General features: G+C 59.2%; 12 protein-coding genes. 10 read left to right on the forward strand and 2 right to left on the reverse strand.

Annotation, left to right across the window (positions count from 1 at the left end; all coding sequences use genetic code 11):
- Both tssA and vasI read right to left on the reverse strand, forming a co-directional pair.
- A partial coding sequence (gene tssA, locus ACPZMI_RS10780; RefSeq protein WP_426352205.1) for a type VI secretion system protein TssA occupies positions 1–1,027 on the reverse strand: 1,027 nt, incomplete at its 3' end.
- Positions 1,015–1,596 carry a type VI secretion system-associated protein VasI gene (gene vasI, locus ACPZMI_RS10785; protein ID WP_426352209.1) on the reverse strand — a complete coding sequence of 194 codons (582 nt, stop codon included), beginning with the start codon at positions 1,594–1,596 and terminating at the stop codon, positions 1,015–1,017. The genes tssA and vasI, both read right to left, overlap by 13 nt.
- A 352-nt stretch (positions 1,597–1,948) precedes the next feature.
- Between vasI and tssB the strand changes: the two genes are divergently transcribed.
- From tssB to ACPZMI_RS10835, 10 genes are all read left to right on the forward strand, one after another.
- On the forward strand, positions 1,949–2,452 hold the full coding sequence (gene tssB / locus ACPZMI_RS10790) for a type VI secretion system contractile sheath small subunit (RefSeq protein ID WP_186710589.1): 504 nt from the start codon (positions 1,949–1,951) through the stop codon (positions 2,450–2,452).
- Between the two features lie 16 nt (positions 2,453–2,468).
- The gene (gene tssC, locus ACPZMI_RS10795; RefSeq protein WP_186669703.1) at positions 2,469–3,959 is read left to right on the forward strand and encodes a type VI secretion system contractile sheath large subunit; all 1,491 of its coding nucleotides are present in this window, start codon (positions 2,469–2,471) and stop codon (positions 3,957–3,959) included.
- Positions 3,956–4,366 (forward strand): type VI secretion system baseplate subunit TssE, encoded by a 411-nt coding sequence (gene tssE, locus ACPZMI_RS10800; RefSeq protein WP_186669704.1) that lies wholly within the window; start codon positions 3,956–3,958, stop codon positions 4,364–4,366. Before tssC ends, tssE begins: the two co-directional genes overlap by 4 nt.
- Before the next feature lie 3 nt (positions 4,367–4,369).
- Positions 4,370–6,136: a type VI secretion system baseplate subunit TssF gene (tssF, locus tag ACPZMI_RS10805; RefSeq protein ID WP_426352206.1), complete on the forward strand. Its 1,767-nt coding sequence runs from the start codon at positions 4,370–4,372 to the stop codon at positions 6,134–6,136.
- A complete protein-coding gene (gene tssG, locus ACPZMI_RS10810) occupies positions 6,100–7,116 on the forward strand; it encodes a type VI secretion system baseplate subunit TssG (protein WP_186669706.1) in 1,017 nt (338 codons plus the stop codon). Before tssF ends, tssG begins: the two co-directional genes overlap by 37 nt.
- Positions 7,113–7,670: an FHA domain-containing protein gene (locus ACPZMI_RS10815; protein ID WP_426352207.1), complete on the forward strand. Its 558-nt coding sequence runs from the start codon at positions 7,113–7,115 to the stop codon at positions 7,668–7,670. Before tssG ends, ACPZMI_RS10815 begins: the two co-directional genes overlap by 4 nt.
- Entirely contained in the window at positions 7,667–8,461 is a 795-nt protein-coding gene (gene tssJ, locus ACPZMI_RS10820) for a type VI secretion system lipoprotein TssJ (RefSeq protein WP_426352208.1), read from the forward strand. Before ACPZMI_RS10815 ends, tssJ begins: the two co-directional genes overlap by 4 nt.
- 46 nt (positions 8,462–8,507) lie before the next feature.
- Entirely contained in the window at positions 8,508–9,845 is a 1,338-nt protein-coding gene (gene tssK, locus ACPZMI_RS10825; protein WP_186669710.1) for a type VI secretion system baseplate subunit TssK, read from the forward strand.
- Position 9,846: 1 nt separating this feature from the next.
- Complete coding sequence (gene icmH, locus ACPZMI_RS10830; protein ID WP_186722080.1) at positions 9,847–10,695, forward strand: type IVB secretion system protein IcmH/DotU; 849 nt, start codon at positions 9,847–9,849, stop codon at positions 10,693–10,695.
- A gap of 133 nt (positions 10,696–10,828) precedes the next feature.
- On the forward strand, positions 10,829–11,344 hold the full coding sequence (locus ACPZMI_RS10835) for an Hcp family type VI secretion system effector (RefSeq protein WP_186669712.1): 516 nt from the start codon (positions 10,829–10,831) through the stop codon (positions 11,342–11,344).
- Positions 11,345–11,516: the final 172 nt, after the last annotated feature.

Raw genomic sequence — 11,516 nt, forward strand, 5'->3', positions numbered from 1 at the left:
CAAATCTTGCGGTGGCGTCGCGAGTGTCCTCGGCCATTCTACCCACCTCCAACCGGTTTGCGTCGTCCGCCCCGAGGAAACTGCCGCGAATCCAGTAAGGGCAAGCCGTCACACTTTTCTCGATCCGCTGCAGCAATGCCGCATCAACCGTCGTGCCCGCGATGGCCTCTTCATAGTCACCGGCAATATCCTGCGGAACCGCCATCAGCTCCGTTCGATTGTCCTGCCTGGTCTGCGGCGCGGCCTGAATATGTGCCCACAGGCCGAAGCGGCGTAGCTGGTAGCCGGTAGGGTCGTAGGGGTCCTGCTGATTGATGAGCTCGGCCATGCTCAGTACGGCACGCCGCGTTTCTCGCTCGTTGCCCAGCGACACGCGTGGCGTTGGCTTGGCAATGACTTGCGCCAGAGATTCAGGTTTGATGTTGGGTGCAGCAGCCGTAGGCGAAGACTCGCCAGCGCCGCTGGCAAGTTCCAGGTGTTTGCCCAACACGTGCTCGAGCTCGCCCAGTGCCGCGGAATCCAACTGTGCGGCATCCTGTTGCTGTTGCAGACGCTTCAAGCCGTCCTCAGCCAGGGCGGCATGAGAGGCGTTGTAGGTGAAGCGGTCTAGTCGCGGCAGCGCCTCGATCAAGCGGGTGACCACGATGGTGACCAGCTTGCGCTTGCCCAGATAGCCCTTGGGGCCCGGCTTTGGATGAGCGGTTTCCCAATAGCGTTCAACCACACCCGCCAACAGCTCCAAGGTAAATCCCCAGCGCTGCCAGCAATCGGCGCGCACCCATGCCGCGCTCAGGTGGGTAACGATTCGCAAATGCTTGCACTGCTGGGCCAAGTACTGCCGGGAAGCCTCTTCGATGTAGGTCCAGTCGATCGAGGTCTCCTGCAACCCTCCCAGCTTGACCATCTCCTGGTCAATGGCCTGGTATGTCTCATCTTCCACATCGAACAGGCCAGCCGGTGCCTGTGGGTCGATCGGCGCAAGCAGCCGGGCGATTTCTTCAGCCGAAACCTGTGCTACCAGCGACATGTCTTGCGCGCCTCATCGATGAGTGGGTCAAGCCCCTGGGCATCAAAGATCAAGCCATCGATGGCCGGGTTGTCGCTCTGGACGTGAATGCGGTGGGCGCCGATCAGTTGCTTGATCTGCTCGATCCCCGGCAAACCTCGACCAGCGTCGAGGACCTGACCGTTTTCCATTACCTGCCATGGTGTCGCGTTGGTATTGCGGCGTTCGCCCAGCAACTGCACCGTCACCCGGCCTACATCGAGCGGGCGTCCAACGACCAACTGCAACCTGGAGATGTTCTGCACACAGCTGATGACCAAGTATGGGGACGGCGCTGCCGATGCGATGGCGGGTGCGGAAATCAGCAACCCCTCCCCTTCAGTGCTGAGGCGAAACGTCAGGTCCTCTGGCGGCCGACTCGCTTCATGAGCCAACACGCGGCGCACGGTGGGTGAGTCCTGCTCCGGCGCGGACCACCTCAGCGGCTCAACGCGAGCCGGTGTTCCTGCGGACTTGTCGAAACATGCCAGGCGCTCAAGATTGGACACGATCCTTGGGCAATCTCGATCAGCGTATGCAGGCATCGGCATACAACTGAGTAGCAGAGAAATCCCTACGCCGTATGTATTGCGCACAATCACTGACAATAACTTCCTGTTCTAAATCTGCACTTACCCGAGACCAGACCTGCGCATCGCTTAATTCCAGTCGCATCTTAAAACTGGCGAAAGCGTAGGCCATAAGCGAGAAAAACAACAAACAAATATTTAGTTACAAATTCCCGCTCGACCAATTAACACCACTCAATGCAAGGTTTTTAATGATGAAGTTACCGCTAACTATCAAAGTGAAAAACCGCCCCAACCTTAGAGAACTTTCCTACAAGTAAGCTTGCAAAGCTCACGCATCACGGAAACTTCCTACAGACCAAGGATAGATTTTATGGCTAAGAATATTGGCTCAGTCGCGCCCAAGGAACGCATAAACATCAAATATGTTCCGGCCACTGGAGATGAACAAGCCGAAATAGAGCTTCCCCACAAGATGCTGGTCATGGGCGATTTCGGCCTGAATGACAACCGTGCGCTGGAAGATCGTCCTGTCATGCGCATCGATAAACACACATTCAACAACGTACTGAATGACGCGGACGTAAGCCTGGGCATGTCCGTGCCCTCCATGCTCAACGCGGCTCCAGGCACAGAGCTTGCCGTGCAGTTGCAATTCCGGTCGATCAACGACTTCGGGCCAGACCGGATCGCCCGTCAGGTACCGGAACTGAACAAGCTGCTGGAGCTGCGCGAAGCCTTGGTTGCCCTCAAAGGGCCGTTGGGCAATGTGCCTGCGTTTCGCAAGCAACTGCAGCATCTGTTGAGCAACGAGCACGCCCGAAAGCAACTCGCCGAAGAACTGGACCTGGTGCTCGAAGCGCCAAAAGAAGACTGAGACAGCGGAGCGTCCCATGCCTAAGCAAAACAGCACTACCGTGGCCGTTGAAACAACTGTCGACACATTGGGCACAGCCAGCTTGCTCGACCAGATCATGGCAGAAACCAAATTGGTGCCTGCACAAGAGGGTTATCAGGTCGCCAGGCAGGGCGTCTCGGCCTTTATCGCCGAAATACTTAAAAGTGATGACCCAGATCAATTAATCAACAAACACCGCGTCGATCAGATGATCGCCGAAGTGGATCGGGTGCTCAGCAAACAGATGGATGCGATCCTGCACCAGCCTGAGTTCCAGCAGCTCGAATCCTCGTGGCGCAGCCTCAAACTTCTGGTCGATCGCACTGACTTCCGCGAAAACATCAAGCTTGAAGTCCTGCATGTCAGCAAGGAAGACTTGCTCGATGATTTCGAGAATGCTGCCGATATCACCTGCAGTGGAATGTACAAACACGTTTACACGGCAGGCTACGGTCAGTTTGGCGGCGAGCCGGTTGCAGCCATGGTGGGCAACTACAACTTCGGCCCCTCTTCCCCCGATATCAAACTGCTGAGTTACATGGCCTCCGTCGGTGCGATGTCTCACGCCCCTTTCCTCGCCGCGCCGTCCCCCGAGTTCTTCAATCTGAGCAGCTTCGAAGAGCTGCCCAACCTGAAAGAGATCAAGGACATTTTCGCCGGCCCACGTCATGCCAAGTGGCGTGCATTCCGTGAAAGTGAGGACTCCCGGCACGCGGCCTTGACCGGCCCGCGGTTCATGCTGCGCTCGGCCTATCACCCCCAAGAAAATCCCGTCCAGAGCTATCACTACTACGAGGACATCGACGGAAAACACGACAACTACCTGTGGGGTAACTCTGCCTTCCTGCTGGCCAGTTGCATCAACGACAGCTTTGCCCGCTACCGTTGGTGCCCGAACATCATCGGTCCGCAGTCCGGTGGCGCCGTCGAGGACCTGCCGGTGCACCTGTACGAGTCCCTCGGCCAGCTGCAGGCCAAGATCCCGACCGAAGTGCTGATTTCCGACCGCAAGGAGTTCGAGCTGGCCGAAGAGGGTTTCATCGCTCTGACCATGCGCAAGGACAGTGACAACGCCGCGTTCTTCTCCGCCAACTCGGTACAAAAACCGAAAAACTTCCCCAAGACCCCGGAAGGGCTGCAAGCGCAGACCAACTACAAGCTCGGCACCCAACTGCCCTACCTGTTCATCGTCAACCGCCTGGCCCACTACATCAAGGTGCTGCAGCGCGAACAGATCGGCAGCTGGAAGGAGCGCCGTGACCTTGAGTCCGAGCTCAACAAATGGATCAAGCAATACGTCGCAGACCAGGAAAACCCCTCTGCCGATGTGCGCAGCCGCCGGCCATTGCGTGCCGCTAGAGTCGAGGTATCGGACGTTGCCGGCGATCCAGGCTGGTACCAGGTGTCGCTCGCCGTACGCCCGCACTTCAAGTACATGGGCGCGAACTTCGAAATCTCCCTGGTTGGACGGCTCGATACGCAATGAGTGGATTTTTCGATCGCTTGACGGTGGATCAGTCCGTCTGCCGGGAGCCGTCCCGGCAAGAAAACGCCAGCCAAAAGTTCGCCGCCATCAAGCGTCACCTCGAAACCTTGCTCAACGCTCGCCAGGGTTGCTCGCAGAGCAGCCCCGAGCTGGGCTTGCGTGACTTCAATGGACACGACGCAAGCAGTGGCGACCTATTGCAGCAAGTGAGCGCGGACATCCGCCGCACCATCCTGCGCTTCGAGCCCCGCGTGCATGTGCGTTCGCTCAAGGCAGTGCCCGATTGCCACGCGCCGCTGGAGCTGCATTTCAGGTTGGACTGCCACGTGCAGGTCAACAACCACACGGAGCAGTTGCAACTGGAGCTGCTGGTCAACGGCCATAACCGCCACACCCGAGTGAGGTGACGCATGTCGCTCAAGGACAGATTCAGCGAAGAGTTGCGTTACCTCCATGAGCTGGGGAACGACTTCGCCGAAGACAACCCACAACTTGCACGATTGCTCGGCAAGGGTGGCAGCGACCCGGATGTCGAGCGCTTGATGGAGGCTTTCGCTTTCCTCACCGCCAAGCTGCGGCTCAAACTGGAAGACGACCTCCCTGAGCTGACGCACCCCATGCTGCAACTGCTGTGGCCCAACTACCTGCGGCCGCTGCCGAGCGCCACGATCATCCAGTTCACGCCACGCAAGCAGGCACTCAGTCAATCCCAGCGTATCCCGAGGGGCTCGCGGTTGTTTTCCAAACCTGTGGATGGGGTGCCCTGCGAATTTCGCACCTGCACCGAGGTGGACATCCACCCGTTCGCGATCGAAAAGGTACACGCTACCCAGACACTCGACAGCTCGGTGGTTCGGCTCGACCTGCGAACCTTGGCAGAGCGGCCGTTGAATACGATGAGCTGCCACAGCCTGGACTTTCACCTGAGCGGTGACACCCAGACCGCCCGCACCCTGTATCTCTGGATCGCTCAGTACCTCAAACATGTCAGTGTGATGATCAATGGTGAAGTTCGTCGACTATCCGCCAGTAGCCTCGCTTTCCCAGGCTTCAGGCCAGACGAGGCTTTACTGCCCTACCCGCAGAACGTCTTCGACGGCTACCGAATCCTCCAGGAATACTTCGTTTTCCCTGAGCGCTTCCATTTCTTCACGTTAACGGGGCTGGAGAAGATCTGGCCTGATCAAGCTGCGCAGCAAGTGGGCCTTGAATTTCACTTCTCCCGCCAGTTACCTGACTCACTGCGTGTCGCAGAAGCAGACTTCAGCCTGTGCTGTACCCCTGCGGTGAATTTGTTCGCACACAGCGCCGAGCCAATCGACCTGTCCAATGAGGCTGCCCAGGTCGAGCTCACTCCCAGGGGGAACGCGCGGCATGCCTATGAGATCTTCAGTGTCGACCAGGTAATCAGCACCCGCACGACAACCGACGGTAGTGCCGGCGAACACCTGCGGACCTTCCGCCCTTTCGAATCGTTCGCTCATGAGATCGAGCATGTTCAAGGGCGCAAGGCGCTGTACTACCGCTACACGCTCGAAGAGTCCCTGCGCGGTGATGGGGTCACGCACCGCATTGCCTTTGTGCGCGCGGACGCCAACGCCTACATCGGTGAGCTGGAAACCGCGTCCATCGACCTGACTTGTACCAATCGCGACCTACCGCTGGCACTGGCGATCGATGACATCAACGTGATCTCCGAGGTGACGCCACCGCTTGCCAGCTACAGCAACATCTGTGCCCCAACCCGCCCGTATCGACCGGTGTTGGACGGCCAGTTGCAGTGGGCCCTGATCTCCAACATGTCACTGAACTACCTGTCATTGCTTTCGGCTGAACCGCTCAAGGCGGTCATTCGCGCCTACGACTTCGCGGCGCTGCACGATATCCAGCAGACACGCACCACCCGCAAACGCCTCGATGGCATCAGGGATGTTCAAACAGAGCCATTGGACTGGCTGATCAAGGGACAGCCCGTTCGTGGCCTGCGCACACGACTGAAGCTGGATCAGGCGGCGTTCCTCTGCGAGGGCGACCTCTACCTGTTCGGTTGCGTGCTCGCACACTTCTTCGCCCTCTACGCCAGCATCAATTCCTTCCATCAACTGGAAGTGATCAACATCACCAATACCGAGCACTACACATGGCCAATCCAGACCGGCAAGCAACCGCTGATCTAGCCGACACGTTGCTCGCCGAGGCACACCAGTACAACTTCTTCCAGTTGCTGGAGCGCCTGCACGGCTTGCACGGTGATGATCTGGAACCGCGTTGGCCAGACAAAGCCACACGTCTGCGCGTGCGGCTTGCCTGCGACCCGCGGCTGACCTTTCCTGTTTCGGACGTATACAAAGCCGAGCGCATGCCTGCGGCGCAAGACCGCTACCGCGTCTGCACCACATTCATGGGCCTGCATGGTACGGACTCCCCCTTGCCGTCCTACTACCTGGAGCAGGTGGCGTATGAGCATGCGCAGGGTATCGGTGTGCGCCCGGCCTTCTTCGACTTCTTCAATCATTACCTGCTCAGCCTGTTACACCGCATCTGGCGCAAGTACCGCTACTACATTCGTTTCCAGCCGGGTGCTACCGACGGCTTCTCGCAGTACATCTTTGCCCTGCTCGGGTTGAATGATAAACAGCTGCGCGGCGACACAGCACTGCCCTGGAGTCGGCTGCTCAGCTTCGCCGGCGTCATCGCCAGCCGCAGCCGTGCGCCCGGCACAGTCGCCGGCATCATCGCCCACTGCTTCGATCTCAAGCAGGTGCAGATCCGCGAGTTCGAAACCCGCTTGGTCCCCACCACGACCCAGCAACTGGTAAGCCTAGGCCGCAGCAATGGCCAGTTGGGCAGTTCGTTCATGGTCGGCAGCCGCACGCGAACCCGCAGCAGCAAGTTCACCATCGTGATCAGTGAGCTCGACCAGAATCAGTTGCGCAACCTGTTGCCTAGCGGCATCAACTTCAATCGCCTGCGTGCACTGATCGACTTCCTGCTGCGCGACGGCCTGGCCTACGACCTGGAGCTGCGTCTCAAGCAGAACGCCCTATCGCCCTTTTGCCTGCACGCCAGCCAAGGCGCCTACCTGGGCTGGACCAGTTTCGTCGATGACCGCCACGGCCAGATCACCCCGGTTGTGCGGTTTCGGGGGCGCTCATGAGCACCTTGACCTTGAGCATCACCAACCTTGAACAGTTGCAGCACGACGTCACGGCACGACATCAGTTCGATCGCATCGGTGGCACCATCGGCAGCGCAGGGGCTACCTGGCGGATCAATGATCGTGAGGGGAACGTTGCGCCGGTCCACTGCGAGATTCGCTGGATCGAAGGCAGCTTCTGTGTCATCGATCACTGCCAGCGCACTTACCTGAACGACAGTCTCGACTGCGTGGGGGCGCTCACCGCCCGACGCCTGCTCGAAGGTGACCAACTGCGCATCGGCGCTTACCGGCTGCAGATTCAGCTTTCACAAGCGGATGTGCGCTCGCTGGAAGACCTGTTCAGCCTTGACCAGAGAACCTTTGATCTATGGCTAATCGATATACCCGCCCAGACCTGGCAATCGGCTTGTGCCACCCGCGAGGCCGTCGTTGAAATCTGCTCGGTCTTCGAACCAGGGGTTGGCAGCGATCCCTTGGCGGCGCTGGATACTGAGACAGGACCTGCGCAGCAGCCTCCCCTGGAAAGCCTGATTGCAGGAGAACGCCCATGATCCGTTACCCATTCGCAGCCGCTCTGCTGACGGCGCTGTTCGGGCTCTGCGGCTGCACTTCTCTGAGCAAGATCGGCCAGATCATCGTGGACCCCTCGGTGCCCGTCGGACCGCCCAAGGAACACCCGACCCAAGTCGCGTTCAGCATCAACGCCAGCCCGACGCTCAACGGCAACGCTCACAGCGTCGAAGTATCCGTCGAGCAGCCTGGCGCCCTGGAAGCGAGCCCCTACGCCGTCAGTTTGAGCGCTGGTGACCCGTACGCCTTGACCGAGAAAGTCGGGACCTTGCTCGAATATCTCCAGCAACAGTTCCCCGCCATTTCGCCAGTCACGATGCCAGTGGACGAGGACGACGACCTGCTGCGATCGCCCATGGAAGAAAGCACTCCTGGCAGCTACGACGACCCGGCCGTGGTCCTGACCTTACCCCACACCACGACCGTGGCCGCCGAGCCTGTCGCTACGCCCATGGCGATCAAGATCCTGCAACTGCGTGACGACTCGCTACTGCGCAACAGCGTTTACGAACTGCTGGACAAGGACCCGCCCAAGGCGTTGCGCAGCACCTACATCCGCGATGACGACTACCTGCTGCGACCGGGCCAGTTCAAGTTCATTCCCTTCGCGCCCATCGATCCCGAAACCCGCTTCATCGCGGTGATCGCCGACTACCGCAACCAGGAAAACGCCACCTGGAGTCAAGTGCTGCGCATTCCCCCTCGCGGCCACCAGATCATCCTGTCGGTGTTGCTCAACGACACGCAGGTCCAGCTCAAGGAGGAAGACTGATGCCACGCCAGACTACCTCACCTACTCACGCTGACACGGAGCGCTCATGAGTTCACGCAACCCCGTACTGTGGCCTGAAGGCCTGTTCGTCAAACCGCAGCATTTTCAACAGGCGGCCCGGGCCAGCGAAGCAGCCCTGCACCAACGCCTGGGCAGCCTCAATGCGGCGTTCTATGGTTTCAGCGAACTGCAGTTGAACGACGAGTACCTGAGCCTGGGCAAGATCGCTATCACCCGTGCGCGGGGCATCATGCCGGACGGCACAGTGTTCGATATACCCGCCGACCTGCCGCCCCCGCCACCATTGGAAATCGAGGACGACGGGGCGAAAGACAGCGAGATCTACCTGTGCCTGCCACTGCGCACCGAAGGTGGCCGAGAGGTGAGCTGGCCCGACAATCCCGCCAATTTCCGATACTGCGCTCAAGCCGAGGAAATCAAGGACACCCACAGCGCAGACGGTGACCTGGTACAGGTCGACCTGGCAGTACCCAACTTGCAACTCAAGCGCAAAGCCGACGACAGCAGCGCCTATACCCGCTTGGCGGTGACCCGGATTCTAGAGCGGCGCCCCGATGGCAGCCTGCAACTGGACGAAGGGTTCTACCCCACCAGCGTTTCGGTACGCGCCATACCGGCACTGCAGCGCTTTCTGGAAGAGATCACCAATACGCTGCGCGAACGCGCACGCAACCTGGCCGCCCGCATCGGCGCTTCTGGGCAGTCGGGCATCGCCGACATCCGCGACTTCAACCTGCTGCAGGCGATGAACCGCTGGTGGCCGTGCTTCCAGCACCTGACCAGGCAAGGCCAGACCCACCCCGAGCAGCTGTATCTGCACATGAGCCAGGCCTGTGGCGAGTTCGTCACCTTCACCGACGAAACCCGGCTACCACAGGACTACCCCGCCTATCACCACACCGCATTGCGCACCTCGTTCAAGCCGCTGGAGGACACATTGCGCCGGGCACTGAGCACTGTGCTGCAACCCCGCGCCGTCTCGCTGCCATTGCAAACGTTGGAGTACGGCGTGATGACGACCACCCTGGAAGACCGTCGCCTGATCGACCAAGCCGACTTCATCCTGGCGGTACGTGCCAATCTGCCACCGCACACGTTGCGCCAGATGTTCGTGCAGAAGGCAAAAGTCGTCTCGCTGGAATCGTTGAATGAAGCTGTGCCGCTGCAACTGCCAGGTATTCCATTGGTGCCGCTGCCCGTGGCGCCTAGGGACTTGCCATTCCACGCAGGTTTCACCTACTTCGAACTGGACCGTCGAGGCCCAGCCTGGGCTGGCATGAAGACGTCCAGTGGCTTCGGCATTCATGTCGCAGGCGAGTTCCCAGGGCTTGAAATTCAGTTCTGGGCAATCAGGAGTGAATGAGATGAGAGATGGTGTTCACGACAGCCAGGATGGCAACAGGGGCCTCTTCGACGCGTTAGCCAACGCAGGTAGGGACGCCAAAAGATCCTCCGACAACATCGCCACGAATGCGCAGGCACAACCTGCTTTTCAAGGTTACTTCGCCGACCCTGACTTCCAACTGCGGGGCGGCTATGCCAATCCCATGCTGGATGCCGCCGCCCCCCTGTTCGGCCTGGTGATGCGCCTGCGCACACTGGATTCATTGCCCAACATCAAGGATGTGCATCAACAGGTGCGCAACCAGATCGACAACATCCGGGAAGAGATGCGCCAGCACGGTTACGAGCATCCTCAGTTGCTCGCCTACTCGTACGGGCTGTGCCTCTATATCGACGAAGCGGTCATGGACAGGCCCTGGGGTAAGACCAGTTGCTGGAGCCAAGAGCCGCTGCTCAGCATCTTTCATGACGAAACCTGGGGTGGAGAAAAACTCTTCACGGTGCTCGCGCGCCTGATGCAAGAACCCAAGCGTTATCAAGCCGTACTGGAGTTCATGTACTTCGCGCTGTGCCTGGGCCTGAAGGGCAAGTACGCCATCGCACCGAAAGGCGATGAGTCCTTGAACGCTTTGATCCACAAGCTCCACGGGATCATCCGTGAACTACGTGGACCAACACCGGTACATGTCTGCGATCCCTACACCAACGTGGCTCCACGCAACTTCCGCATGAACCGGCAATGGCCATGGTGGAGCCCACTGGCAATTTCCGCCGCGGCCATGGCTGTGGCCTACAGCACCTACAGCTACCGCCTGCACCTCATTACCACAGAGGTGCTGGCATCGCTCAACGGCATTTTGCAGCAGTAACCCGCCGACATCCGGCGTAACGGAACTCAACGAATTGACGAGGCAATGGCTTCGTTGACAAGCCCATCGTTTCCGATGGCCACGCCACCGTGTGTGCGCGTGCTCAATCCACATGGACGCAGGAGAAACTGCCATGCCAACACCCGCTTACATCAAGATCGAAGGCCAGACCCAAGGCAACATTACTGCGGGCGCCTTCACCTCCGACTCGGTGGGCAATGTCTTCGTCGAAGGTCACGAAGACGAGATTCTGGTACAGGAAATCAAGCACCAAGTGACCGTACCTACGGATCCGCAAAGCGGTCAGCCCGCCGGACAACGGGTACACAAACCGTTCATCTTCACCAGTTCGCTGAACAAGGCCACGCCGTTGATGTATCAAGCCTTGGCCAGCGGTGAAATGCTGCCCACCGTCGAAGTCAACTGGTACCGCACCTCGGTAGAGGGCAAGCAGGAACACTTCTTCACGACCAAGATGGAGGATGCAACCATCGTTGATATCAATACGGTGCTGCCTCACGCACAAGACAAGGATAACGCTGATTTCACCCAGCTTATCGAGGTCTCGCTGTCATACCGCAAGATCTCTTGGACCCACGTGACTGCGGGCACCGAGGGTTCCGACGACTGGCGCAAACCGATCGCCTGATCTAACAGAAATGCCCCGGCAGCCATCGCTGCCTGGGCATTTCGTATCTCAGACGGCGGACAAGGATTGCTTATGCCTAGCCAATCTGACTTGCGTTACAGCTTTCAGCCACTCGTTGGCAAAGCAGGATTGGAGGCGCCATCGTGCTCGTTAGCAGTATCGCCTTAATGAT

The organism is Pseudomonas wayambapalatensis (assembly GCF_049942315.1).
GTDB classification, from domain to species: domain Bacteria; phylum Pseudomonadota; class Gammaproteobacteria; order Pseudomonadales; family Pseudomonadaceae; genus Aquipseudomonas; species Aquipseudomonas wayambapalatensis.

Coding starts and splice junctions, on each gene's coding strand:
- icmH (WP_186722080.1), top strand. CDS start 9,847: ATGAGAGATGGTGTTCACGACAGCCAGGATGGCAACAGGGGCCTCTTC.
- tssE (WP_186669704.1), top strand. CDS start 3,956: ATGAGTGGATTTTTCGATCGCTTGACGGTGGATCAGTCCGTCTGCCGG.
- vasI (WP_426352209.1), bottom strand. CDS start 1,596: ATGCCGATGCCTGCATACGCTGATCGAGATTGCCCAAGGATCGTGTCC.
- tssJ (WP_426352208.1), top strand. CDS start 7,667: ATGATCCGTTACCCATTCGCAGCCGCTCTGCTGACGGCGCTGTTCGGG.
- tssF (WP_426352206.1), top strand. CDS start 4,370: ATGTCGCTCAAGGACAGATTCAGCGAAGAGTTGCGTTACCTCCATGAG.
- tssG (WP_186669706.1), top strand. CDS start 6,100: ATGGCCAATCCAGACCGGCAAGCAACCGCTGATCTAGCCGACACGTTG.
- tssB (WP_186710589.1), top strand. CDS start 1,949: ATGGCTAAGAATATTGGCTCAGTCGCGCCCAAGGAACGCATAAACATC.
- tssK (WP_186669710.1), top strand. CDS start 8,508: ATGAGTTCACGCAACCCCGTACTGTGGCCTGAAGGCCTGTTCGTCAAA.
- ACPZMI_RS10835 (WP_186669712.1), top strand. CDS start 10,829: ATGCCAACACCCGCTTACATCAAGATCGAAGGCCAGACCCAAGGCAAC.
- ACPZMI_RS10815 (WP_426352207.1), top strand. CDS start 7,113: ATGAGCACCTTGACCTTGAGCATCACCAACCTTGAACAGTTGCAGCAC.
- tssC (WP_186669703.1), top strand. CDS start 2,469: ATGCCTAAGCAAAACAGCACTACCGTGGCCGTTGAAACAACTGTCGAC.